We start from the raw sequence: 25,850 nt of genomic DNA, 5'->3' as shown, positions 1-25,850 counted from the left end.
TTTAGTTGTTTAAATATCTGTTTGCAATGATTATCGTTTTATCACTTACTTACATAAAATTAAAAGATGAAGTTTTTAATGACAATACATTAGTACTTGGTGCTTCTATTCCAAAAACTGGTATTATGAAAGCTTGGGGAACAAGCGTTTACGCAGGGGCAAATGCTTATTTCAATTATGTTAATGATGCGAGAGTCTTACCTCATAATAAAAAAATAAAATTAGTTTCGTTAGATGATAAATATGAACCAGAGCTTACAGAAGACAATATTAATAAACTTATACAAAGAGATAACCTATTTGCCCTTTTTGGTTTTGTAGGTACTCCAACAGTAAAAAATATATTACCAATTCTTGATGAAATAAATATTCCTTTTATAGCACCATTTACAGGTGCATCTTTTTTAAGAAATGCAAATAAAAAAAATTTTGTTAATTTTAGAAGCTCTTATAAAGAAGAAATTGACAAAATTGTTGGTTATTTAAATGAAAAGAAAAAGATTAGTAAGTTTGCAGTTTTCTATCAAAATGATAATTATGGAGAAGAAGGTTATATTTCTTTAATTGAATCATTAAAGAAAAGAAAACTAAAACTTCATGGAGAAGGTATGTATAAAAGAAATACTTTGTCAATAAGACATGCTTTTTCTGAAATAAAAGATGAAGAACCAGAAGCAATTATAATGGTAGGAGCATATAGAGCAAATGCTTTATTTATAAAAAAAGCTAAAAAAGACAAGATTTTAAAAGATGTAATATTTTGTAACCTATCTTTTAGTGATGCAAATGAAATGATAAAACTTTTAGATTTTGATACAAAGAACCTTTTGTTTTCGCAAGTAGTGCCTAGTTATAATGATTCAAAAATTGATGTTATACGAGAGTATAAATACTTGATGAAGAAATATTTTCCTAATGAACCTCTAGGATTTATCTCTTTAGAGTCTTTCCTTGCAGCAAAGACAATTGTTAATTCTTTAGTGAGAGTTGAAGGAACGTTAACAAAAGATAAGTTTTTAGCTTCTTTAAAAAATATTCCATCATATTCCTTAAAAGGTATTAAATTAAATTATAAGAACACTCAATTACTAAATAAAACATACCTTTTTGAATATACAAATTCAAAATTTAAAGAGATAGAGTATGAAAATTAAAAATATTTTTTTATACTTTGATAACTTACCTTTTTCATATAAGACTTCTTTTCTTATATCTATTATAACAGGAGGTATGATATCTATTATTCTTCTTTCACAAATATCAATTTACATACTAAAAAATGATTTTGATATTTTATTTGAAAAAAGAACAAAACCTATTATCAAACTAGAAAATATTAAAGATACTTATCAAATTAATATTTATGATACATTATACGATATACAACAACAAAATATTACTATTGAACAATCAAAAGATATTCTTTCTTTAGGACAACAACTTATAAATAAAAACTGGAAGGATTATAAGAAAAGTACAATTGAGAGTACTTATAAAACCTCAATAATATCAACAATAATAAATGATTTTTTTAGTATAAATTATGAAATAAATAATACAATTTTACAAGAAAACATAGTAGGAAATATAAATAAAAAGATAGAAGAACTTCATAGAAGTATTAATAAAATTGTAAAACTACTTCAAAGAGATAAATTTGAAGAAGCGATAATTTTAATTGATAGAATATATTTTGAGATCAATTCTGTCAATATTTATATTACAAACCTTACAAACTATGATTTAAATCTAGCAATCACTGAAAAAAGAGAAACGCAAAAAGTATTTAGTACATTAACAACGATTTTAAACTTTTCTATAGTATTTGTATTTTTATTCTCTATTATACTTTCTGTTATAGTTATAAATAACTTTAGAAAATTACATTTTGGACTAGAAGATGCTGTTAATGAAAAAACAAAAGAACTGCAAGAACTAAACGAATACTTAGCAATTAAAATCGAAAAAGAAGTTGCAAACTCTAGAAAAAAAGATTTAATCATGTTCCAGCAGTCTAAACTTGCAAGTTTAGGAGAAATGCTTCAAAATATTGCCCACCAATGGAGACAACCTTTAGGTTCATTGATGATGATTATTCAATCTTTTCAAACAAAAATGGAACTTGGCAAACTATCATATACTTTTGTAGAACAGAAAGTTAGCGATGCTTTACTTTTATCCCAAAATATGTCAAGTACACTTGATGATTTTCAAAACTTTTTTAGTCCAAATAAAGATAAAACAAATTTCAAAATAAAAGATTGTGTTGAACATTCAATTGAATTATCAAAATACTTACTTGAAAAAGAGAATATAAAGTTAAATCTTGTAGTAATTGATGATTTGGAAATATATGGTTTTTATAATGAACTTTCCCATGTGATATTAAATATTATTTCCAATTCAAAAGATGCTTTAAAAAATAAAGAAGAGAATAAATTAATAAAAATTGTTATTAAAAAGCATAGAAATAAGGCACGTATAAATATCTATGACAATGGAGGAGGTATTGAAAAAAATATTATTCCACAAGTTTTCGAACCATACTACACAACAAAATACAAAAGTGCAGGAACTGGTGTAGGATTGTATATGTCTAAGCAGATTATTGAAAAACATATGCACGGTATAATAAAATGTAAGAATGTTTTCAATAAAATGGATAATATCAATTTAGAATTTGGTGCACTTTTTATAATTGATATTCCATTTGAAGAAAAGGTAATTGATGGCTGATAGAAATTTAAATATACTAAATAACTTTAATGTTCTTTATCTAGAAGATGATAAATCACTTTTAACACATACAAAAGATATCTTAGATGATTTTGTGTCAAATGTTTACGCAGTAAATACATCAAAAGAAGCTTTTGAAGTTCTTCAAAAAGAAAAAGTAGATGTAATCATTTCTGACATACTTCTAGAAAATGAAAATGGAATTGATTTTTTAAGATCAATAAAAGAAAAAAATCATTTAAATATACCTACAATACTAACTACTGCACATACAGATACTAAATATTTATTAGATGCAATTAAATTAAAAGTTGAAAACTATATAGTAAAACCTATCAATGTAAAAGAACTATTAAATACTTTACATGATATTTTACTTCCAATCATACAAACACAAGAAATACAAAAACATTCAAATGTAATAAAAACTATTTCAGCAATAACAGATAGTAAACAAGTAGAAGTTATAAAATATATAATAGGAAACTTAGATAAAGAAGACCATCTCATAGCATCTTATGGCGATATTATGAATGATATATCAATTTCAAAACCTACACTTATAAAACTATTTAAAGAACTTGCAGAGAAAAAAATCTTAACAAAAATTGCACATAAAACATATAAATTTAACGAAAATTCTCTAGAAACTATTTAACTTTTAATCTTTAAAAAATTGATACTACATCATATTATGTAGTATCTTCTCATATTGATACTTTAAAAATATTAATGTAACTTTTTGATACTCAATTTTTATGTTCTAAAATATATTTTGAACATATGCTCATTTATTTGTAACTATAAGGAACATATGTCAACAAAATATTTTATTAAAATAAAATATTAATATTTTAAAACAATAAATATATTAGAATCTAATATCGAAATGATAAACACTAAAGAGGAAACATGAACGAAGAAATTCACAACAGAATTAATGACACGCAAATTGTAGATACAACATCTAACCCAGCCCCACTTGGATTGTGTGCTTTTGGTATGACAACAGTATTATTAAATATCCACAATATCGGTTTTACAGAACTTGATAGTATGATTTTAGGAATGGGTATATTTTTTGGAGGATTTGGACAAATCTTAGCTGGACTAATGGAATTTAAGAAAAATAATACCTTTGGAACAACGGCATTTACAGCATATGGAGTTTTTTGGCTTACTCTTGTAACATTAATTATATTGCCTAAAATGGGAGTAATTGAACATCCATCACAAATTGCTATGGGATTTTATCTTACAATTTGGGGATTGTTTACATTAATGCTTTTTATTGGAACTTTTAGAATAAGTAAAGCATTACAATTTGTATTTGGTTCATTAACTGTTTTATTTTTTCTCTTAGCCCTTGGAGACTTTACAGGAAATCCTATCTTCACTCAAATTGCCGGATATGAAGGTATTATTTGTGGACTTATAGCTATTTATACAGGATTAGCACAAGTTTTAAATGAATTATATTATAAAGAAGTATTTCCTTTAGGAATTGTAAAAAACTAATTCATTTATATAAAAGGCGAAATATAAAATTCGCCTTTTTATTTACTTTCTTTGAAACTCTAATTGTAAAGTAGTATGAACAATAGAATATTCATGTTCTAAAGAATGATTTATTTCATGTAAGATATTTTCATACTCTTCTATATCATCTTTATTTATTAAAATATGAGCTGTCATATTGTACATATCTTGTGTTATTTCCCAAATATGTATATCATGGATATCTACTATTTTCTCATTTCTTGATTGTATAAAACTTTTAACTTCATTTATATCTAAAGGTGAGCTTTCCATTAAAGTATTTGTAGAATCTTTTAAAACTTGATATGCCCACTTTCCAATAACTATTGCAACAAGAATTGCTAATAAAATATCAATGAAATACCAAGAAGTATAGTAAATAACGATATATCCTATTATTATGGCTATCGAAGATAAAGCATCAGATAACATATGAATAAAAGCTGATTTTAGATTAATATTCTCTTTATCACCTTGCATCAAAATAACACCAGTAACAATATTTACAATTAAACCAATAATAGCAACTATTCCTGCTGTTTTTAAATCAATTTCTGAAGGATTAAAATATCTCTCAAGGGCTTCATAAACTATCCACACTATTGAAAGAATAATGGTAATACCATTTACAAAAGCAGCTAATACTTCAATACGATAATACCCAAAGGTTTTTTCTATTGGTGCTTTTTTACTTGCAATTATAATCGCAATAAGTGAGATTATTAGAGCAAAAGAGTGCGTAAACATATGAATTGCATCTGAAATTAAAGCTAAAGAATTTGATAAAAAACCAAATACAAACTCCGCTATCATCGTTATAAAAGTAATAACCAATGCAATTTTAAGCACTTTTTTATCCTGTGTTCTATGATCATGATGATGTTCATGACTATGTTTATCAGAATGATTATGTTTATGCTTTTCTTTTATTTTTGGTTTATGAGAATTTAACCCAATATCGCAACTATGCATACTATTTTCCAAAGACTTTTATAATCTCTAAAAAGTTTTCTACTTCTGCTTGAGCTTGTATAGAATCACCCGATTGAACCTTTTCAATAAAATGTCCTTTTGCAAAATGCTCAATATATGAAGTAATCATCCCATTTACAGCACCTTTAACAGCTGTTAATTGTCGAACCATTTCATAAGGGTCTTCTTCTAAATTATATTTTTCATCTTTTAATTTATTCTCAATAGATTTAATCTGTCCAGATATTCTAGCTACTCTATTTGTAAGTTTTTTTCTTTCTACATCACAACAATATGCCATTTTAATCCTTTTTTATACTATAGGGGGGTATAGTATAATAAAAAGAATTAATTTAAACTTACAATTTAAATACCTAATTCAGACCAAACTGCGTATTCATTTCCATTTGGATCTGAAAAATGAAACCTTCTACCTCCAGGAAAAGAAAAAATTTCATTTATAATCTTTCCACCACCCTTTTCTATTTTACTTTGTGTTTCTTCTAAATTTGCGCTATAAAAAACAATCAAAGCACTTCCATTTTGCATAGAACAGTTTAGTGTAGATTTAAAAAAACCTCCATTTATTGTTCCATCATTAAAAGCGGTATACTCATCACCAAAATCTTCAAAAGCCCAATCAAAAACTTTTGTAAAAAATTCTTTTGTTTTAGCTATATCTTTTGAAGGCAATTCCAAATAATTTATTTTTTCATGGTTATTCATAATAAATCCTATTAAATTTTATATCAAATGATAACCAAAGTTCTTTTATAATCAACACTTAACCAAGATTTAAATATGATTCAAAATTAATTAAATATAAGGACTTTCTTTGAAATTTGATATTACAAAAGTTGCTAACGTTATACTATATATGCTAAATGAAAATGTTTTACATCTAAATGATAGAAAACTATCTATATTACTATTTTTAATGGATTTTAATCATCTTGAAAATTGTGAAGATACAATATTTGGAGAAGAGTATATAAAAGATAAAAGAAACCCTGAGCCAAGAGTATTATCAGAGCTTTTTGATATCATTGCCAATCAAGAAGATTTAGATGAAGAAGACGAAAGACTGTTCTTAATACAAGAGATATTAGATTATATTGATATTGAAGTTATTACAAAAGATAAATTTATAGAATTACAATTTATCAAAATGGATGAAGAGTTCGACGAAACTTTATTTGATAAAGAAGAATTAAAAACTATTAATAAAATAATCACAAAATATAAAGATGAAACTGCTAGAAAAATTGCAAATGCATGTTTTCAAATAGATAAAGTTAGACAAACACAAATTGGAGAAACTATAATATAGTTTTCTCCTTTTTATTATATTTTTTCAGGATTTACTTTACTAGTATCAATACTATACTTTTCAATAACACTATCTAAAACATCATGAGGTATCTTTCCTTTTTTAACTAGTATTGATATTGTTGTAAAAACAATAAAAGATGAATCTACCTCAAAGAACTCTCTTAAATTTTCCCTACTATCAGAACGTCCAAATCCATCTGTTCCTAAAGAGTGAAACGTACCTTTTACATATGGTGAGATTTGTTCAGAATAAGATTTCATATAATCTGTAGTAGATATAATTATATTATCCTCACTACTTCCTAATACTTCATCTACATAAGCTCTTTTTTCTTCCTTCTTAGGATTTAAAAGATTTTGTCTGTTTAATTCTTTTCCTTCACGCGCTAGTTCATTATATGAAGTTACAGAATAAACTTCTGATGATATATCATATTCTTCTTCTAATATTTTAGAAGCCTTTCTAACTTGCTCTAATATAGAACCAGAACCTAGAAGTTTTATACTGTAATCATCTTTTGCTTTTATGGTCTCAAGTTTATATATCCCTTTTAATATACCTTCATCAACTCCTTTTTGCATCCCATGATGTTTATAGTTTTCATTTAAAGTTGTAATATAATAAAAGATATTTTCTTGTTTTTCTCCATACATTCTTTCAATACCATTTTGAATTATCACTGCTAATTCATAGCCATATGTAGGGTCATAAGAAACACAATTTGGTATTGTATTTGCTATTATATGAGAGTGCCCATCTTGATGTTGTAAACCTTCTCCATTTAAAGTAGTTCTTCCAGATGTTCCACCTATTAAAAATCCTCTTGCATTTGCATCACCTGCAGCCCAACACATATCAGCTGTTCGTTGGAACCCAAACATAGAGTAATATATATAAAAAGGAATCATTGGAGAATCATTTACAGAGTATGAAGTTCCAGCAGCAATCCAAGAGCCCATAGCACCAAGTTCATTTATACCCTCTTGTAATACTTGACCCTTTGTATCTTCTTTATAATATGCTACTTGGTCTCTATCTTGAGGAATATATTTTTGACCAACTAATGAATAAATACCAATTTGTCTAAACATACCTTCCATACCAAATGTTCTAGCTTCATCAGGTACAATTGGAACAATTCTTTTCCCAATATTTTTATCTTTTATTAAAACATTTAAAATTCTAAGATACATCATAGTTGTAGAGACTTCCCTATCATCACTACCTTTTAATACCTGTTCAAATGCTTCTAGTTTTGGAATTACTAAAGGTTTTGTAAATACTTCTCTTCTTTTTGGTAAAAACCCACCTAAAGACTCTCGTCTACTTTTTATATATTTAATCTCTTCAGAGTCATCAGATGGTCTATAGAAAGGATATTTTTCTAAGTCATCATCAGATATAGGAATATCAAATCTATCCCTAAATAATCTAAGTGATTCAATATCTACTTTCTTAACATTGTGAGCAATGTTTTTACCCTCACCTGCTGCGCCTAATCCATATCCTTTTACAGTCTTAGCTAAAATAACAGCTGGTCTTCCTTCTACTTTTGTAGCATGGTCATATGCTGCATAAACTTTTATAGTATCATGTCCACCTCTATTTAATCTCCATATTTCACTATCACTTAGATTTTCTACCATTTTCTTAAGTTCTTCATTTTTATTAAAAAACTTTTCTCTCGTATATGCTCCACCTTTTTGACTAAAGTTTTGATATTCACCATCTACAGTCTCTTCCATAGCTTCTAAAAGTTTTCCTGATTTATCTTTAGCTAATAATGGATCCCATCTTCTACCCCAGATAACTTTAGTAACATCCCAACCTGCACCTCTAAATTGTCCTTCTAGTTCTTGAATTATTTTTCCATTTCCTCTTACAGGGCCATCTAGTCTTTGTAGGTTACAATTTATAATAAAAATTAGATTATCAAGTCTTTCTCTTGCTGCCATACCTATAGCACCTAAAGACTCTGGTTCATCTGTTTCCCCATCACCTAAGAAGCAGTAAACTTTTTGTTTACTACAATCTTTTATTCCTCTATTTGTTAAGTATTTTAAAAATCTTGCTTGATAAATAGCTTGAACAGGCCCCAGTCCCATTGACACTGTAGGAAACTGCCAATATGTTGGCATAAGTTTTGGATGAGGGTATGAAGATAAACCATCAGAAAAAGCTTCTTGTCTAAAGTTATTCATCTGCTCTTCACTTATTCTTCCTTCAACAAAAGAACGGGCATAAATACCCGGAGAAATATGACCTTGGTAAAAGATTAAATCACCACCAGATTCATCCTCTTGACCTTTAAAAAAGTGATTAAACCCTACATCATATAAAGTAGCACTAGATTGAAAAGAAGCAATATGTCCACCTAATTGTAAGTCTTTATTTGAAGCTCTTTGGATAAGCATTGCAGCATTCCATCTAATAATAGAACGTATTTTTCTTTCAATATCCAAATTTCCAGGCATCTTTGGTTCTTGATTTACAGGAATTGTATTTAAATAAGCTGTATTTGCACTATGAGGAATATGAGAACCATTTCGTCTAGCTTTATCTATAAGTTTTTCAATTATATAATGAGCTCTATGGCTTCCTTCAGCTTTTATAATATCATCTAAAGCTTCAAGCCATTCTTGGGTTTCTAAGGGGTTTGTATCATCTAGATTCTGCATATTTAATCCTTTTGATATTGGTTTAAATAGTATAAGATAATATTACATTAAATTTGATTTATATCTTTTAATTGAAAGTACTAATTCTATGAATTAAGGTACTTGATTTTTTTACTAATGAAATATATTATTATTACATAATACTAATATGTAATTTAAGATTAATTAATATATAATATTTTGAATTATTCAAAGGCATAAAAATATATACATTAAATTATAAAATATTAATAAAAATCGTCCTATTTTTAGGAATTCTTTTCTCTTCAAAAATTAGTGCTCATGATATCAAAAATCAAACTTTTAATAATATTGATAAATATGTTAAAAACATACAAAAAGAAGCTAATATTCCAAACATATCAATTGGTATTATAAAAGATAATAATTTAATTTATAAAAAAAGCTATTCAAAAAACAAAGCTATCTCTCCTTCCTCATTATTCTATATTGGATCTTTAACTAAATCATTTACTGCTTTAGCTATTATGCAATTAGTAGAAGATAAAAAAATCAATTTGGATGACTCAATCAGAAAACACCTCCCTTGGTTTAAAATAAAAGATGCAAAAAGTATAAAGAATATCACAATAAGAACACTGTTAAACCAAACAAGTGGATTTTCTACTTTTGAAGGGTTAAAAAATTTTGACAATTGGGATAGTAGTGATTTTGCTTTAGAAAAAACGATTAGAGATTTAAAAGACATTTCCTTAGTATCAGAACCATCGACAACTTTTCATTATTCAAATATAAACTATCAAATTTTAGGTCTAATTATAGAAAAAGTATCTAAATTAACTTATGAACAATATATAGAAAAAAATATATTTAATAAATTAAATATGAAAAATAGTTTTACCTCATTAAAGGATATAGATAAAACAAATATTGTACAAGGTCATAGACTTTGGTTTGGGCAAGCAGTTAAAAGTAATTTTCCATTTAGTAAAATATTACTTCCTGCTGGATATATAATATCAGATATTAAAGATATGAGTAAGTACTTAATAGCACAATTGAATAATGGAAAATACAAAAAAGAGCAAGTATTTTCATCTTCAATTATAAAACAAATACAAACACCAAGTTTTACAATAGTTAAAGATAAAATTCATTATAGTTTTGGATGGTTTGTTGATACAAGTGAAGAACCATATTTAAATCATCTTGGTGGTGCTCCAGGATATACAAGTATGATGATAATATATCCAAAAGAGAAACTAGGACTAATAGTATTAACAAATGCAACATCATATACACTTAATAATAAAGAATTAAATGGTTTAGCAGGTGGAATTATAGATATAATTAAAAATAAAAAAATAAAAAGTAATGAATTTGATATTATTTCAATATCTGCATATATAATTTTAAGTATATTATTAATACTTCAGTTATATTTATTTAATCATTTTATTAAAAATAATAAAAATAATTCGAAATCTAAAGTTATTTTATTACTTGTTTTTGACATAATAATCATAATACTATTATATTTTATTTTCCCTAGAATATACGATTTAACCTTCAGTACGTTTTTAATGTTTGTACCAGATATTGGATATTTAATATTAGGGTCGATTGTTTTAGCTACTTTAGATTTTATTACAAAAATCAGCTTTTTTATAGTTACTATTTCAAATCACATCCACAAGAAGTAATAGACTGTTCTACTTTTAGATAGTTTCTACTTTTTCTAGAAATTATATCAATTACTATATTTAATATTGCAGTTACTACTAATAATAACATCATTTTATCAAGTCTAAAATCAGCTATTGCAGAATCTATGAAAAATCCTAAAGTAGCAACACCTAGTATTCCTAAGATTGCTGATTCTCTCATAATTATTTCCCATCTATAAAATAAGAAAGCTAAAACTTGAGAATAGATTCTAGGTAATACTTCAAATAAATATAACTCGTTTTTCTTTTTTGTTACATCTAAACGTAAGGTTAATTCATTTACTTGTTGACCCATTAAAAAGCTTATAATTGCGCCATTATGAAGCATTAAAGCTAAAGCTGCAGGTAACATAGACGGTCCAAAAATTTGTAAAAATAAATAAGCTAATATGTATTCAGGAGTAGACCTAAGAACTACTAATAGTACATGAGATATACCTCTTAAAAATTTATTAGTTACAAACTTTTTTGAAATTAGAGGAAAAGCTAAAAGAGCTAAGAAAGCCGTTAATACAAGTGAAATCTGAGTTAGTAAGATTGTATTAAAAACCCCAGGAACTATTTCATTTGAGAAGATTTTAGAAAACCATTCAATAGTTGCTTCCAATCCTTTATCTGCTCTTATTGGATAAGGGACTATATCGCTTGTAACAAATCTAATAAAATTTTCAACACTAATATTTCCAAAATCATCTAAATAAAAAAAGGAAGCAAGTAGGACAAAACTAACACTATATTTATTTAGCCAGTATCTTATTGTTGCAATTACTATGTAAAATAGAATTAATAAAAGCCATACTTCATTATAATAGCCTTGCATAAATGAAGAAGAAAGATAATAACCTAAAGTAGTAATACCTACAAAGCCTAAAATTGCAGTTGACCTTAAAGCACATTCAAACCTATAGAAAGTATATGCTACTAAATGAGGTAAAGCATCAGGAATTTTTGTGTAAATGTAATACGAAATAAGGGACTTTCCTTTTAACTCTTTTGGAAATGTATCGTGTTCTTGGAGTATTTCAGCATACACTTTTGCTAAAATTGCACTATAAGGTAATATAATTGCCAAAAGAGCAGTAAGGGTATTTAAACCAAAAATTTGTAAAAAAATTAATGCCCAAAACAGTTCATGTATAGCTCTAGTAAAAGCTAGAGTAACTCTTAAAAAAAAGTTTTCAAAAAATATTGCAAGAAAGAAACCTATAATTACAGAGAAAAACATTGCAACAACGGCAATCGAAATAGTCATAAAAAGTGCTGGAAGCAATGAAGGAATAGTTGTAACATCCATTTTTACAATTGAAAAAGCAAAGTTTTTTAACTCTAAAAAAGGCTCTTGTGTAGAGATTGAAAAATCTGAAAATAAAAAAGAGACAAAAGCAATACCAAGAAAAAGTAAGCTTACATTTAAACTTTTACTTTGTAGCATTATATAAGGCTTCTCTATCCTGAATAGTTATTTCTTCACATCTTTTATCTAATAAAAGTTTCCCACCTTTTAAACCTATAACTCTATCAAAATTTTCTAAAGCTAAATCGACATTATGTAAAGTACAGATTACAGTATCAAAAGAAGTAGTAAGTTTATTTACAACTTTTTTTGATAAAAATTCATCAAGTGCAGAAATTGGTTCATCTGCTAAAAGTATATTTTTTTCTTCATAAAGCGCTCTTGCAATTGCAACACGCTGTTTTTGTCCACCAGATAAGTTATGTGATTTTATAAATATTTTATCATCTAATAAAAGATCATTTAAAACATTTGTAATACCACTAATTTCTTTTTTTACTGGCTTAAGTAAATTTCTAAGATTATAAAAAAATGAGTTTGTATCAAGCTTTGATATATATACATTATGAAAAACAGAAAGGTTATTTACAAGTCCAAGCTCTTGAGGAATATATGAGCTACTTTCATTTTGTAACTCATACATTCTTTTTAGTAGTGTTGACTTACCACTTCCACTTTTACCTAAAAGAGCAACCTTTTCACCCTTTTTGATATTTAAAGTTAAGGCGTTAATAGCTATTAAATTATCATATGAAATTGTTTCATTTTGAAAATTAAAAACCATTATAATTCCTTTATTTGTCCTTAGTCAACTAAACCTAATTCTCTTGCAGTATCTAATACTGGTGCAAAATCTTCATTTGTTGCTTTAATAAATCCACTTCTTGGGAAAGCATTTAAGATTTTTTCATCTTTAATATTTAAAATTGCTTTTTGTAATTTTGCTGTAAAACCTTTTCCAAACTGCTTATCAATATCACCTCTTGCAGTAAAGTTATAATCTGGATATCCAGGTGTTTGATAAATGATCTTTACTTTTGAAGGGTCAATTTTACCAGCTTTTAACTCTTTTTTCCATACTTTATAATTAACAGCACCTACTTCATATGCACCACTTTGAACTAATGCAACTGTTTTAGAGTGATTTCCAGAAAATCCAACTTTTTTGAAAATCTCATTTGGAGATTTATTAAACTCTTTTTGAATAAAGTACTGAGGCATTAATCTTCCAGAAGTTGAACCTTTTGAACCAAATGTAAATGTCTTACCTTCAATTCCTTTAGGGATAGATTTACTTTTTTCTAATCCAGTAGAACTATGTGCAATTAAAAATGAGTGAAAGTTTGGATCTTCAACACCTTGTGCAATTGCTACAGAACCAGGTACAATTAATCTAGCTTTTACACCTGATAAACCACCAAACCAAGCCAATTGAACTTGATTATTTCTAAATGCTGCAATTGATGCAGAATAAGACTTAACGGGAACAAACTTAACATCCACACCTAATTCTTTTGTAAGGTAAGTTGATAATAAAGAGAATCTCTCTTTTAATTTTGTTTCATCCTGATCAGGAATTGCCGTAAATGTAAATGTTTGTGAAAACAATGATGTCGCACATATTAGTGCTAATAGAAGTTTTTTCATTTCTACTCCAAAATTTATTTTTTGAAGCATATATAGTCATAAATATCATGCAAATCAATTTTATGTCCAACCTAAACCTTAGGCTAATGCTTGTTTGTGAGTGTAACTATAATAAACAATCTATAAAAGTTATCTTAAAAGGTAAAAAAAAATTTACTATAACTAATTTTATTTTAACTAAATTGATTGTAGAATAAAGGACATTAACCTATGGAATAGGTGTACATAAATGTTTTACTTACAATTAACTACTTATTTACACATTTCATAACAATATAATTCGAGGATAAAATGAATAACGAATATAAATTAACCAAGTTCGTTAAAGCTGCGGGTTGAGCTGCTAAGATGGGTCCGGGGGATCTTAAACAAACAATTATTAGCTTAGTTCCATGCGATAACAAAGTACTTGTAGGATTTGAAAATAGTGACGATGCTTCAGTTTATAAATTAAATGATGAAGAAGCATTAGTGCAAACACTTGATTTTATAACTCCTGTAGTAGATGACCCATATTTATATGGGAAAATAGCTGCTGCAAATTCACTTTCAGATGTTTTTGCAATGGGAGCAGATGTTAAAACTGCTCTAAATATTGTAGGTTTTGATAATAAAAACCAAGGAACAGATGCTCTAAGAGAAATACTTAGAGGTGGAAATGAAAAAATTCAAGAGTGTGGGGGACTTCTTATGGGTGGACACACAATAGAAAGCCCAGAGATGTATTATGGTCTTTCTGTTGCAGGACTAGTACATCCAGATAAAATACTTAGAAATAATACTGCTAAAATTGGACATGTATTAGTTTTAACAAAACCGTTAGGTATGGGTATTTTAACAACTGCTATAAAAAGAGATTTACTAAGTGAATCAACAACAAACGAAGCAGTTAAGATTATGGAGACATTAAACTATTTACCATCTAAAATCCTAAAAGATTATGATGTAAGTGCTTGTACTGATATCACAGGATTTGGTCTTTTAGGCCATGCTTTAGAATCGACAGGTCCTTTTAACTCTTTTGCAATTCATTGTGGAATAGTACCTGTTATAAAAGAGGCTGAAGAGTTAGGAGCTCAAGGCGTTGTTCCAGGTGGAACAAAAAGAAATATGAAATATTTAGAAGATAAGACTACGATAATGTGTCCTACAGATAAATGTTACCAAATGTATTGTGATGCACAAACTTCAGGAGGATTGTTAATAGCTATGGATCCAGAAGAGGCAAAAGAATATGTAAAAAGAGTTGAAGATTTAACTTATGGATATGCAACTGTTATTGGGGAAGTAATTCCAAGAGGCACTACACCTATAATGATATACTAGGCTAAGCAAAATTTGGCGAGAAGGTGTAGGAATCGAACCTACCGCGGCGCGTACACACGAACCGCCGATCAGGGTTGAAGCCTGCGGTGTCCACCAGGATCACATACCCCCCAAATTTTGTAGAGCGTTATTCTACAATAAAAATATTAAAAAATTCTAAAAGGGTAAAAATGGTTTTACTAAAATCTATTCCTAAAGTCGATAAATTCGTCGCAAAAAATGAATTTAAAGAACTTTCTTTTTCTCTAGTTTCTACAATTTCAAAAAAAGTTTTACAAGATTTAAGAGAATCAATTTTAAATAATGAAGTTGATTCTATTGATGAAAATGAGTTAATCAAAAAAGTTATAAAAGAGTATCAGAATATAACAAAACCATCACTGCAAAAAGTTATAAATGCAACAGGAGTAATAGTTCATACAAACTTAGGAAGAAGTTTAATAAATGAAGAAGCCTTTTTAAAAGCAAAAGATGTAGCAACAAGCTATAACAACCTTGAATATGATTTAGAAAAAGGAAAAAGAGGAGAAAGATACGCTCATATATCTAAAGTAATTTGTGAAGCTTTAAATTGTGAAGATGTACTTATTGTAAATAACAACGCAAGTGCAGTATTTCTGATCCTTAATACTTTTGCAAAAAGAAAAGAAGTTGTAGTTAGCCGTGGAGAACTTGTAGAAATTGGTGGTAGTTTTAGAGTGCCTGATGTTATGGCTAGCAGTGGTGCTAAGCTAAAAGAGATAGGTACTACAAATAAAACCCATTTAAGAGACTATCAAAATGCAATTTGTGAACAAACTTCAATGCTAATGAAAGTTCATAAATCAAACTACTCAATAGAAGGTTTTAGTTCAGAAGTTGATTTTGAAGATATTGTAAATGTTGCAAAAGAGAATAACATAATTGACTACTATGATATGGGAAGTGGCCATTTAATTGATTTACCTTATGGCTTGAATGAATCAGAACCTTCTGTTAAAAAAATTATGGAATATAATCCAAGTTTACTTAGCTTTTCTGGTGATAAACTTTTAGGAAGTGTACAAGCAGGAATAATTGTAGGTAAAAAAGAGTTAATAGCAAAGTTAAAAAAGAATCAACTATTAAGAATGTTAAGAGTTGACAAAATTACTCTAGCTATACTTGAAGAAAATGTAAAATCTATTTTATTAGGAGATATTGATAAAATTCCTACTCTAAAAATGCTTTTTACTGAGATTTCAAAATTAAAAGAAAATGCATCAATTTTAAAAAATTCTATTGATGATATATGTGAATGTGAGATAAAAAATACCCAAACAGTAATAGGAGGAGGAACAACTCCAAATAAAAAAATACCTACTGTTGCTTTAAGTATAAAATTTAAAAATTATAAACCAAATAAGATTGAGAAACTTTTAAGAGCAAAGAATATTGTAGGAAGAATAGAAAATGAACAATTTCTATTAGATTTTAGAACTATACAAGAAGATGAAATAAAATTAATTGAAAATTCAATAAGAGAGATATTAGATAAATGAATAACTATATTATAGGAACTTGTGGACATATTGACCATGGAAAAACAGCTCTAATAAAAGCTTTGAATGGTTTTGAAGGAGATACAACAACAGAAGAGAAGCAAAGAGGTATTACAATTGATTTAAGTTTCTCAAATATCTCTAAAGATAATCAAAACATAGCTTTTATTGATGTTCCTGGACATGAAAAATTAGTAAAAAATATGATTGCAGGAGCTTTCTCTTTTGACTGTGTTATGATTGTAGTTAGTGCTTCTGAGAAAATAATGCCACAAACAACAGAACACTTACAAATTTTATCACTTCTTGGTGTTAAAAATGCAATATTAACTATAACAAAAAAGGATTTAGTAGAAGAGAATGAACTTCCCAAAATTATAGAAGAGATAGAGCAGTATGTAAAAAAGTTTGGTTTGGATTTATTATTCTCAACAGCTGTTTCAATCTATGATGAAAAATCTATTAATAATCTAAAAGAAAAACTATTTACATTAAATGCAAACACAAAAGTTGAAGAAAACTTCTTTAGATACTATGTTGATAGAGTTTTTTCTTCTCAAGGAGCAGGAACAATTGTAACAGGTACAGTTCTAGGGCGTCCAATTAAAGTAAATGATAAAGTATTTATTTGTGATATAAAAAAAGAAGCAAAAATAAAAAATCTACAAGTTCATGGTCAAGATAATGAAGTTTCAAATATATCAAATAGAACAGCAATAAATCTAAGTGGTGTAAAAACTAATGATATTAAAAGAGGCTATGTAATATCTAAAAAAGGTTATTTAAGGGGTTTTAATACTATCGATATCTCTTTTAATAGTTTAAAGGATAAAGAACTTAAACACAATCAAAATTACTCAATTTTTATAGGTTCAAAAAAAATAGAAGGAAAAGTTTTACTTTTTAATAGTACAGAATCATTAGAATCTGGATTTGCTATGATAAAATCTAAAGAGCCAATATTTTCTATTTACAAAGAAAAACTCATCATAAGACAAGGAAATGATACAATTGCGGGTGGTGAAGTTTTAAATCCTATTATGGATCCTATGAAAAAGAGTCAAAAACTACAACTCTTAGAAAGTCTAAAAGAAGAGAATATTCCTAAATCATATGAAATTCTTTTAAATGCTCATAAAAAAGGATTGGGATTAGTATCTTCTGCTCAAAGATTTGCATTAAGTCACGAAAAAGCATTAGAATATGCAAAAAACCTTGAAAATACTTTTATAGATGAAAGATCTCTTGTTTTATATCCTCAAGAAACAAAAAATATCATCAAAAAAAGTATCAAAGATATTTATACTAAAAATCAATTTGCCCTACTTTCAAATGCTTCTATTCAACTTAGGATGAAATGGGCAAGCGAAAGTTTTATTGACACTGTATTAGAAGAGTTAATTACAGAAGGGTTTTTAGTGCAAGATGGTAATTTATTTAAAAATGCAATAATCATCGAAGATTTTAAAACCAAACTAGAAAATGTAGTATTAAAAAGATTAGAAAATGAGAACTTAACACCTACTGCTCCGTATAACATTTATGATGATTTAGACTTAGATAGAAAAATGGGTGATAATATTTTAAAAGCATTATGTGCTAAAAAAGCTGTTGTAAGATTGCAGCACAACTTATTTATTCATGCTCAAAGTTTAAGTAATATAGTCCAAGCTATGAAAAATATTATCAAAGAAGAAGGTTATATTGATATTGCAAACTTTAAAGAAAAATATCCATTGAGTAGAAAATATCTGATAACATATCTTGATTATTTAGATAATTTTTCTCAGATAAAAAAAGAAGGAAATAAAAGAGTCTATTTATCTGAACTTTTATAGTTTACTATCTATTCAATTTGATAGTAAACTGTGCCCCTTTATAATCTCTATTGTTGTAAGAAAAATTTGTATTATCAACAGTTAAAGAACCACTCATTTGTTTTTCAATAATCTCTTTACACATATATAAGCCAATACCTGTACCCTGTGCTTTATGTTTAGTTGTAAAGTAAGGTTCAAATACTCTTGTTAAAATATTCTCTTTTATACCACCTGCTGTATCTTTTATCAAAATAGTGATTTCATTATCAGTATATGTAATTGTTATTAATATAATATTGTCTTCTTTAATATTAGTAAAAGCATCATATGCATTTTTAAATATATTTAGTAATACTTGAATTAATTCATTCTCAATTTGATAAATTTGAATTTTTGGAATATCACCAACTATTATGATATTTTTTTCATCTAAAGATGACTGTATAGCATTTTTTGATTTATCGATACAGCTACTTATATAAAATTTTTCTTTTGAACTAGAAGTTTTAAAATAGTCTCTAAAACTATCTAATGTTGTAGATAAATATTTAGTTGAATTTAATATATTATCAAGTGAATTCTCAAGAGTGTTTTCATCTAATACACTCATATCTTTTTGTAACTTTATTCCTGAAGCAGCAGTAGAAATAACACTTAAAGGTTGTCTCCACTGATGTGCAATATTTTCTAACATTTCTCCTAAAGATGCCATTTTAGATTGATTTAGAATTAATATTTCTTTTTCTTGTAAAAGTTTATAATTTTTATCTTTTTCTATTGCTACTGAAACTAGATGTGCAAATGAACTTATTAATTTTAATTCAAACTCACTTGGAGACCTAGGATGTTCATTATAAATTGCAAATGTTCCTAATACTTTATTATTTGATGAGATTATTGGTTCTGACCAACATGCATGTAAATTTACTTTTTTAGTAAGTTCTAAAAAAGGTTTCCAGTTTTCATGTTCATCGATATTATCTATTATAACTCTCTCTTTTTTAAATGCTGCACTACCACAAGAGCCTACGGTAGGTCCTATTTCTATTCCATTGATAGCTTCATTATAAAAACTAGGTAAACTTGGAGAAGAACCTCCAACTAAGTGCTCACCTTTTTCATCTACCATTAATATTGAACACTTACTATTTGTACTTCTACTTTCAGATAGATATACAATTTTATCAAGAACTTTTTTTAAATTATTCTCTTTTGCAATAAATTCAAGAATAAGTTTATTGTCTTCATAAATAATTTCATACTCTTTTCTTTTTGTAATATTTCTTGCAACACAAAAAAGACCAACTTTTTCACCACTATTATTATATAAAACTTTTTTAGTAGTTCCAAAATATGCTTTATTGTCATCGTCTAAAACAAAAACTTCATCTAAACTCCTGCTTTCTCCGCTTTCTAAAATTTCTTTATCTATTTTTGTAAACTGGGAAGCATTGATTTTAGAAAATAAATCAAAATCTGTTTTATTTATAACTTCTTTTCTATCTCTTTGAATAAAATCTAAAAAAGATTGGTTACAGTTTGTGTATTGACCTTCAATATTTTTTATAAAGACAAGGTCTGTCATTTGTTCTAAAAAGTTATCTAAGTTAAAGAAAGAGTTTATGTTTTTCATAAAATACCTCTCTAGATGAGATAATATAAGTATATTACAGCTAAAAGTATTTTGAAGTTATAAATTATTTTTATTTTTTTTGTATAAGTATTGTTTAAAAATAATATTTAATGAGTTGGCGACCCCAGTAAGATTTGAACTTACGTCCTCAGGAGGAAATCCTGATGTCCTTGGCCGCTAGACGACGGGGTCAATTTTAGAGAGAAATTATATACAAAAAATCATTTATTATTTCTTAAAAAAACTACTTTAGATTATTGATTTTAAGGAAGTTACTAGCTCTATTGTGACCTTTTGCTTCTGCTTTTTTCATCCATTCTTTTGCTTTAACTTCATTTTTCTCAATTCCGTATCCATTAAAATAGTGAAAACCTACATAAAACATTGCTTTTGAACTCTCTTTAAGTGCTGCTTTCATATATAAATCAAATGACTTTTTATAATCAATACTTGTGATATTTCCTTTTCTATATATATCTGCAAGCTTTAGTTGTGCTTCTTTATTACCTGAATTAGCAGATTTTGATAACCAAAAAATTGCTTTTTCATAATCTATTTTTGTTCCATCTCCAACAAGATACATAACAGCTAAGTTGTATTGAGCTACATTATTATTACTATTTGCAGATACTTTATACCAATATAAAGCTTTTGAAATATCTTTTTTAACACCTTTTCCAAAATAATACATAGAAGCTAAATTGTTTTGAGCAATAATAACACCCTGTGAAGCTGATTTTTCATACCAATAATATGCTTTTTCTAAACTCTCTTTCTTTGGGTTTTTTTCATATATCATACCAAGGTTTAATTGAGCTAAAGAATAACCTTGTAAAGCAGATTTTTCATACCAAGATTTAGCTTTTGTCAAATCTTTTTTTACAAAATTCCCTTTATAATACATATGAGCTAAATTATTTTGTGCATACATATTTCCATTTCTTGCAGATTCTTCATACCAAAAAAGTGCCAATTCTTTATTTACAGGAGTTCCTAAACCTTTGTAATTCATGAGTCCAAGATTATATTGAGCATTTGTATCATCATCTAAAGCTAAAATAGTAAATTGTTCTAAAGCTATTACATATTTTTTTGCATTTAAATTCTTAATAGCTTCATCAAAAGTTAAAGCATACGAAGATATAGAAATAAAAAGAATTAAGAATATTTTGATTAACATCCAAACCCTCCTTATTTATTTTGTTCTAAAACAGGTTCATCTTCTATATTTTCTTCTATTTTATTTAAAGTTTCATCAATATTAGTATTAACTTTTCTATCCAGTTCTTGTATCTCTTTGTCTAATGAATTATCTAATGTTTCATCATTATTATTTGACTCGGTATCTATATTATCTTCTTTATTTAGTATATCAGTATTTGAATCTTCAATTGAAAAAGAAATATCATCTTTTAAAACATCTTCTTCTATTTCTAATATTGATTTACTTTTTTCTCTATCAGAAATTAATATATCTTTTATCATTTTAGCATTTTTTTGTTCTGTTGGTCGAGGTAAATCAATACTATCACACAGACCATCGTTTATATTTAAGTAAGCATAGTGTTCAGTACAAGTAATCCATCTATCACTAAGACCTAATAAGTAATCTATTCTATTCCATAATAACTCATGTTCTGCATTGTTTAAAAATTTAGGTTTATCTTCTTCATAATCAGTTATTTTAAATATTTCTAGTTTTACTTTTGATACATTATTTTCTTCTTCAATATTTAAGATCCATCTATTTTCACTTGTTATAGCAAAAAATGGATAATGACTCATTTTCGTTTTTGATATATCAACTCTATTTCGATAAGAATCTATTCTAAACTCTTTTTTTCCTGCTAAAATAAATATTTGCTTTGCAGCTTTAAAAATTGCATCTTTTGATATATTTCTATACTCTCTAGTAGTGAAGTTGTCTTCTTCTTTTTTTAAATTATTATCAAAGTTTTCAGAACTAGATACACATCCAGAAAAAAATAAAATACCAACTAAAAATATATATTTAAACATAATCATCCTATCTACTTGTTGCATAAGTACCAAGTCTTTCTAATAAATCATAATCTAAATCTAACTTAACACTATCTGTAATTACTTTTATATTATTAAGTTCTGCAAATATTAATACATTTTTCACTTTATGTTTTTTAACCATATCGTTTGTAAAGTTTATAGTATAATCTTTATTTATTCTAATATAATCTAAGTTTAGATTCTCTAATTGATCTAATGGATACTCATCTGTCTTATAACGTTTTAAAAGCACTTTTGCACCAATATCATGAATATCCTTAACAAAGTCTATAAAGGCTGATTTATGTAAATATGCAGTGTATGAAGTTATACTAAAAACAACTTTTTCTAAAATATCACTATTTTCTTTTAAAATATTATCTAACCATTTCATAAATAGTTTATTCTCGATTGAACTAATTGATAAATTAATTGCCACTTCATGAGTAATTTCATGCTCTTTAATATAGCTTATTGCTTTTTGAATAACTAATTTATCAAAATCATCAGCAATATCTAGTTTTTGAGCAACAGAAACAAAAGAACCAACAGAAAGTTTTTTATTATCATGATCATATAGTAAAGGAGAAACTTCACTCATAACAAGTTTATCAGGATTATCAAAAGAAAAAGAATCTAATACAAATGAAATATCAAATTCACCTTTTTCGATTACTTCAATTACACTATTATCTAATAAAGAATAATTCTTCTCAATATCTTCTTCACCTATAATATAATATGAATTTGCACCTTTTGCTTTTGACTTTTCATAAGCATTATTTGCTGAAGCAATAATTGTTTCTAAACTACCATATAAATCAAAAGAAGTACCACCAATTTGAACTAAATCTTCTGGAGTATCATATATATCAGGCATTCGATCTTTTATCTCTTCAATTATCTCTTCACACATTTTTATAGCATCTTCAAGAACAAGATTCTTTCCTATGATTGCAAACTGAGAACCATAGAATCTATATAATTTCATATCTGTTTTACTATATTTAAAAATGATATTTTTGATGATATTTACATAACTCTCTACAAAGCTATTTATATATCCAGAATCATGATTTTTACTTAACTGTGCAAGCTGGTCAATTCTTACAATAAATACATAACCTTTGACTAAAGATACAAACATACTTTTTATATCAAAATCAAAAATGCCTTTGTTTGGTAGTCCAGTTAGTCCATCTGTTGAAACTTTTAACTCTAATGATTCTTTATTTATATTTAATTCATTTTTTAAAGATGCGATTTTTGATGATATTTTAGAAACTTTTTTTGTAAGTTCTTTAATCTCTTTTGTTCCCTCAAAATTACTCTTATCTAGGACTTTAAATCTATTTTCTAGAATACTATCTAAGTAACTATTTAAATAAACAATAGGATTAGTAACATATTTCTTAAAAATATATTTATGATAAAAACCAATTAAGAAAAGTATTGGGAAAAACATAATCATAGTAAAGAAGATTAGTTTTGTGACAAATGATTGTAGCTCTTCTTTAATAATAGTACTATCAACTTTATAAACAATAGTAGCAATAGTTATTTCATCAATTTTTATATCAAAAATTTTATCTGAAGTATCTATACCTTGTAAAGAATTGAACCAGACTTCAATATTTTCATTGCTAAAGTTTTTTATACTAATATTTGAAAAATTAAACTTAGTGATTATATTTTTAATTTCATCTTTTTTATAAACTTGATATCGTATATTTATTGGTTGTGTTAAATCAAATGTTGAAGAGGGAATAAACTCATATAAATCACTCTTTTCAATTTTTTGAATATAACCATATCTTGCATCAACAATTACTTCTGCTATATCCCAAGATTTATCATTAAAGTTTGTAGAGTTTGAGATTAAACTATTTTTATTAAAAACAAATCTATCATACTCTAAAATAATTTCTTTGAAAAGCTTTGTTTTTATTAATTCATCTATCTCTTTTTGAATATCTTTCTTATTATTTAGAATAAGTTCTTTATCTAACTTATTATTTAGACTCTTTATATTTGAAGTATAGTTTTGTTTAGCATTTTTTAATAAATTCTCTTTAAAACTTTGAAAGAAAATATATGAAGAAAGTACAGATATAAGAAAAAATGTAATTAGTAATATAGTAGTATTATTAGAGCTTGTATCTGCAAATTTGTTTAGTACTCGTTTCATCTAATACTTCCTATTTTTCTCACAGGAGGATTAGATTCATATATTTTTGGGTGTAAAGTAGCTGTTTTTTCTGTTGCTTCTGCAATAGAATCAAATACTCCATAATAAATATCAGTTTTTGAACCTCTTTTTATAGTTATATAATTTGGGTCTAATCCAAATCTATGAGCATACCATTTTACTTTGTTACTATCAATTGTTGTAAGTTTTAAAGTATATTTAGTTTTTGATGCTTTTTTAAATATATTTCTAAAGTTTTTAAGTCTATCTGAATAAGGAACTTCTGGCTCTTTTTTTATCTGTTTTAATCCATTTGCAAAATCAATTTCTTCAATTGGTTTATTTGTTAATATGACATTGTTTGTTTTTGATAATATTTTTTCTTCTTCTATTTTTGATTTATTAAATAAATTTAGTTTTTCAGCTTTCTGTTTTTCTAATCTTGCTTTATCTTCTGCTAATTTTTTCTCTTTTGCTAGTTTCTCTGCTTTTATTCTTTTCATTTCAGCTTGTTTCTTAGCTTCTAACTCTTTTGCTAATTTCGCTTTCTCTTCAGCTATTCTTTTCTCTTCAAGCTCTTTTGCTTTTCTAGCTTCTTCTTTTAATCTTAATTCTTCTTTTCTTTTCGCTTCTGCTAACTTTTCAGCTTTCTGTTTTTCTAATCTTACTTTATCTTCTGCTAATTTTTTCTCTTTTGCTAGTTTCTCAGCTTTTATTCTTTTTATTTCAGCTTGTTTCTTAGCTTTTAACTCTTCAGCTATTCTTTTTTCTTCAAGCTCTTTTGCTTTTCTAGCTTCTTCTTTTAATCTTAATTCTTCTTTTCTTTTCGCTTCTGCTAACTTTTCAGCTTTCTGTTTTTCTAATCTTGCTTTATCTTCTGCTAATTTTTTCTCTTTTGCTAGTTTCTCTGCTTTTATTCTTTTCATTTCAGCTTGTTTCTTAGCTTCTAACTCTTTTGCTAATTTCGCTTTCTCTTCAGCTATTCTTTTCTCTTCAAGCTCTTTTGCTTTTCTAGCTTCTTCTTTTAATCTTAATTCTTCTTTTCTTTTCGCTTCAGCTTGTTTCTTAGCTTCTAACTCTTTTGCTAATTTCGCTTTCTCTTCAGCTATTCTTTTCTCTTCAGCTATTCTTTTCTCTTCAGCTATTCTTTTCTCTTCAAGCTCTTTTGCTTTTCTAGCTTCTTCTTTTAATCTTAATTCTTCTTTTCTTTTCGCTTCTGCTAACTTTTCAGCTTTCTGTTTTTCTAATCTTGCTTTATCTTCTGCTATTCTTTTTTCTTCAAGTTCTTTTAATCTTAATTCTTCTTTTCTTTCTGCTTCTTTCTTAGATTCTAACTCTTTTGCTAATTTCGCTTTCTCTTCAGCTATTCTTTTTTCTTCAAGCTCTTTTGCTTTTCTAGCTTCTTCTTTTAATCTTAATTCTTCTTTTCTTTTCGCTTCTGCTAACTTTTCAGC

Annotated in this window: 20 protein-coding genes, 2 tRNA genes and 1 pseudogene; 9 read left to right on the top strand and 14 right to left on the bottom strand. The window is 26.8% G+C overall.

The features are described from left to right. Positions 1-5 precede the first annotated feature (5 nt). The 4 genes from BT997_RS13025 (at position 6) to BT997_RS13010 (ending at position 4,254) form a co-directional block, all read left to right on the top strand. Positions 6-1,154 (top strand): ABC transporter substrate-binding protein, encoded by a 1,149-nt coding sequence (locus BT997_RS13025; RefSeq protein ID WP_072682380.1) that lies wholly within the window; start codon positions 6-8, stop codon positions 1,152-1,154. Further along, a complete protein-coding gene (locus BT997_RS13020; protein WP_072682379.1) occupies positions 1,144-2,736 on the top strand; it encodes a sensor histidine kinase in 1,593 nt (530 codons plus the stop codon). Before BT997_RS13025 ends, BT997_RS13020 begins: the two co-directional genes overlap by 11 nt. Beyond that, complete coding sequence (locus BT997_RS13015; RefSeq protein ID WP_072682378.1) at positions 2,729-3,394, top strand: response regulator; 666 nt, start codon at positions 2,729-2,731, stop codon at positions 3,392-3,394. Before BT997_RS13020 ends, BT997_RS13015 begins: the two co-directional genes overlap by 8 nt. Before the next feature lie 254 nt (positions 3,395-3,648). Next, positions 3,649-4,254: a GPR1/FUN34/YaaH family transporter gene (locus BT997_RS13010; protein WP_072682377.1), complete on the top strand. Its 606-nt coding sequence runs from the start codon at positions 3,649-3,651 to the stop codon at positions 4,252-4,254. Between the two features lie 42 nt (positions 4,255-4,296). Here the strand turns inward: BT997_RS13010 and BT997_RS13005 are convergent, their stop codons facing one another. The 3 genes from BT997_RS13005 to BT997_RS12995 all read right to left on the bottom strand — a co-directional run bounded on the left by BT997_RS13005 (position 4,297) and on the right by BT997_RS12995 (position 5,973). Beyond that, positions 4,297-5,247 (bottom strand): cation diffusion facilitator family transporter, encoded by a 951-nt coding sequence (locus BT997_RS13005; RefSeq protein WP_072682376.1) that lies wholly within the window; start codon positions 5,245-5,247, stop codon positions 4,297-4,299. Position 5,248: 1 nt separating this feature from the next. Next, positions 5,249-5,548 (bottom strand): metal/formaldehyde-sensitive transcriptional repressor, encoded by a 300-nt coding sequence (locus BT997_RS13000; protein ID WP_072682375.1) that lies wholly within the window; start codon positions 5,546-5,548, stop codon positions 5,249-5,251. Between the two features lie 65 nt (positions 5,549-5,613). After that, positions 5,614-5,973: a VOC family protein gene (locus BT997_RS12995; RefSeq protein WP_072682374.1), complete on the bottom strand. Its 360-nt coding sequence runs from the start codon at positions 5,971-5,973 to the stop codon at positions 5,614-5,616. A 109-nt stretch (positions 5,974-6,082) separates the two neighbouring features. Between BT997_RS12995 and BT997_RS12990 the strand changes: the two genes are divergently transcribed. Beyond that, positions 6,083-6,577 (top strand): Panacea domain-containing protein, encoded by a 495-nt coding sequence (locus BT997_RS12990; protein ID WP_143145204.1) that lies wholly within the window; start codon positions 6,083-6,085, stop codon positions 6,575-6,577. A 14-nt stretch (positions 6,578-6,591) separates the two neighbouring features. Here the strand turns inward: BT997_RS12990 and aceE are convergent, their stop codons facing one another. Next, positions 6,592-9,258 (bottom strand): pyruvate dehydrogenase (acetyl-transferring), homodimeric type, encoded by a 2,667-nt coding sequence (aceE, locus tag BT997_RS12985; protein WP_072682373.1) that lies wholly within the window; start codon positions 9,256-9,258, stop codon positions 6,592-6,594. 197 nt (positions 9,259-9,455) lie between these two features. Here aceE and BT997_RS12980 point away from each other — a divergent pair, with 197 nt between their 5' ends. Beyond that, a complete protein-coding gene (locus BT997_RS12980; protein WP_083568736.1) occupies positions 9,456-10,922 on the top strand; it encodes a serine hydrolase in 1,467 nt (488 codons plus the stop codon). On the opposite strand, the gene BT997_RS12975 is transcribed toward BT997_RS12980, so the two are convergent. Genes BT997_RS12975 through BT997_RS12965 form a run of 3 tightly spaced genes read right to left on the bottom strand, consistent with a single transcriptional unit; the run spans position 10,894 to position 13,887 of the window. Next, complete coding sequence (locus tag BT997_RS12975) at positions 10,894-12,378, bottom strand: ABC transporter permease (protein WP_072682371.1); 1,485 nt, start codon at positions 12,376-12,378, stop codon at positions 10,894-10,896. The two genes, BT997_RS12980 and BT997_RS12975, sit on opposite strands and share 29 nt — an antisense overlap. Further along, positions 12,365-13,024: an ATP-binding cassette domain-containing protein gene (locus BT997_RS12970; protein WP_072682370.1), complete on the bottom strand. Its 660-nt coding sequence runs from the start codon at positions 13,022-13,024 to the stop codon at positions 12,365-12,367. Before BT997_RS12970 ends, BT997_RS12975 begins: the two co-directional genes overlap by 14 nt. Positions 13,025-13,044: 20 nt before the next feature. Further along, positions 13,045-13,887, bottom strand: coding sequence for a putative selenate ABC transporter substrate-binding protein (locus BT997_RS12965; RefSeq protein WP_072682415.1), 843 nt, complete (start codon positions 13,885-13,887; stop codon positions 13,045-13,047). Positions 13,888-14,178: 291 nt separating this feature from the next. On the opposite strand from BT997_RS12965, the gene selD reads away from it, so the two are divergent. Then, a complete protein-coding gene (gene selD, locus BT997_RS12960) occupies positions 14,179-15,213 on the top strand; it encodes a selenide, water dikinase SelD (RefSeq protein WP_258239490.1) in 1,035 nt (344 codons plus the stop codon). Positions 15,214-15,226: 13 nt separating this feature from the next. Here selD and BT997_RS15590 read toward each other — a convergent pair. Beyond that, positions 15,227-15,325 (bottom strand) — tRNA-Sec (locus tag BT997_RS15590). Between the two features lie 58 nt (positions 15,326-15,383). Here BT997_RS15590 and selA point away from each other — a divergent pair. Together selA and selB are read left to right on the top strand one after the other, a co-directional pair. Then, positions 15,384-16,733 (top strand): L-seryl-tRNA(Sec) selenium transferase, encoded by a 1,350-nt coding sequence (gene selA, locus BT997_RS12955; protein WP_072682368.1) that lies wholly within the window; start codon positions 15,384-15,386, stop codon positions 16,731-16,733. Then, complete coding sequence (selB, locus tag BT997_RS12950) at positions 16,730-18,571, top strand: selenocysteine-specific translation elongation factor (RefSeq protein WP_072682367.1); 1,842 nt, start codon at positions 16,730-16,732, stop codon at positions 18,569-18,571. The genes selA and selB overlap by 4 nt, the downstream gene beginning before the upstream one ends. A 4-nt stretch (positions 18,572-18,575) precedes the next feature. Here selB and BT997_RS15585 read toward each other — a convergent pair whose 3' ends face one another. The 6 genes and pseudogenes from BT997_RS15585 to BT997_RS15580 all read right to left on the bottom strand — a co-directional run. Further along, complete coding sequence (locus BT997_RS15585) at positions 18,576-20,186, bottom strand: ATP-binding protein (RefSeq protein WP_072682366.1); 1,611 nt, start codon at positions 20,184-20,186, stop codon at positions 18,576-18,578. 116 nt (positions 20,187-20,302) lie between these two features. Next, positions 20,303-20,378: transfer RNA gene (locus BT997_RS12940), tRNA-Glu, on the bottom strand. A 52-nt stretch (positions 20,379-20,430) separates the two neighbouring features. Beyond that, entirely contained in the window at positions 20,431-21,366 is a 936-nt protein-coding gene (locus BT997_RS12935; protein ID WP_072682365.1) for an SEL1-like repeat protein, read from the bottom strand. A gap of 11 nt (positions 21,367-21,377) precedes the next feature. Next, on the bottom strand, positions 21,378-22,205 hold the full coding sequence (locus tag BT997_RS12930; protein WP_072682364.1) for a hypothetical protein: 828 nt from the start codon (positions 22,203-22,205) through the stop codon (positions 21,378-21,380). Between the two features lie 7 nt (positions 22,206-22,212). After that, positions 22,213-24,396, bottom strand: a complete 2,184-nt coding sequence (locus tag BT997_RS12925) for an EAL domain-containing protein (RefSeq protein ID WP_072682363.1) — start codon at positions 24,394-24,396, stop codon at positions 22,213-22,215. Beyond that, positions 24,393-25,850: pseudogene (locus BT997_RS15580) on the bottom strand (hypothetical protein); the annotation flags it as partial. The pseudogene BT997_RS15580 and the gene BT997_RS12925, both read right to left, overlap by 4 nt.

The sequence above is a fragment of the Arcobacter sp. LA11 genome (genome assembly GCF_001895145.1).
Classification (GTDB): Bacteria; Campylobacterota; Campylobacteria; order Campylobacterales; family Arcobacteraceae; genus Halarcobacter.
The sequence above is the reverse complement of the archived record's forward strand: the minus strand, read 5'-3'. Positions and strand labels throughout refer to the sequence as shown.

What these genes read in the sequence shown, in the direction of transcription:
- BT997_RS13020 (WP_072682379.1), top strand. Translation starts at nt 1,144, where the DNA reads ATGAAAATTAAAAATATTTTTTTATACTTTGATAACTTACCTTTTTCA.
- BT997_RS13015 (WP_072682378.1), top strand. Translation starts at nt 2,729, where the DNA reads ATGGCTGATAGAAATTTAAATATACTAAATAACTTTAATGTTCTTTAT.
- BT997_RS13010 (WP_072682377.1), top strand. Translation starts at nt 3,649, where the DNA reads ATGAACGAAGAAATTCACAACAGAATTAATGACACGCAAATTGTAGAT.
- BT997_RS13005 (WP_072682376.1), bottom strand. Translation starts at nt 5,247, where the DNA reads ATGCATAGTTGCGATATTGGGTTAAATTCTCATAAACCAAAAATAAAA.
- BT997_RS13000 (WP_072682375.1), bottom strand. Translation starts at nt 5,548, where the DNA reads ATGGCATATTGTTGTGATGTAGAAAGAAAAAAACTTACAAATAGAGTA.
- BT997_RS12995 (WP_072682374.1), bottom strand. Translation starts at nt 5,973, where the DNA reads ATGAATAACCATGAAAAAATAAATTATTTGGAATTGCCTTCAAAAGAT.
- aceE (WP_072682373.1), bottom strand. Translation starts at nt 9,258, where the DNA reads ATGCAGAATCTAGATGATACAAACCCCTTAGAAACCCAAGAATGGCTT.
- BT997_RS12975 (WP_072682371.1), bottom strand. Translation starts at nt 12,378, where the DNA reads ATGCTACAAAGTAAAAGTTTAAATGTAAGCTTACTTTTTCTTGGTATT.
- BT997_RS12970 (WP_072682370.1), bottom strand. Translation starts at nt 13,024, where the DNA reads ATGGTTTTTAATTTTCAAAATGAAACAATTTCATATGATAATTTAATA.
- BT997_RS12965 (WP_072682415.1), bottom strand. Translation starts at nt 13,887, where the DNA reads ATGAAAAAACTTCTATTAGCACTAATATGTGCGACATCATTGTTTTCA.
- selA (WP_072682368.1), top strand. Translation starts at nt 15,384, where the DNA reads ATGGTTTTACTAAAATCTATTCCTAAAGTCGATAAATTCGTCGCAAAA.
- selB (WP_072682367.1), top strand. Translation starts at nt 16,730, where the DNA reads ATGAATAACTATATTATAGGAACTTGTGGACATATTGACCATGGAAAA.
- BT997_RS15585 (WP_072682366.1), bottom strand. Translation starts at nt 20,186, where the DNA reads ATGAAAAACATAAACTCTTTCTTTAACTTAGATAACTTTTTAGAACAA.
- BT997_RS12935 (WP_072682365.1), bottom strand. Translation starts at nt 21,366, where the DNA reads ATGTTAATCAAAATATTCTTAATTCTTTTTATTTCTATATCTTCGTAT.
- BT997_RS12930 (WP_072682364.1), bottom strand. Translation starts at nt 22,205, where the DNA reads ATGTTTAAATATATATTTTTAGTTGGTATTTTATTTTTTTCTGGATGT.
- BT997_RS12925 (WP_072682363.1), bottom strand. Translation starts at nt 24,396, where the DNA reads ATGAAACGAGTACTAAACAAATTTGCAGATACAAGCTCTAATAATACT.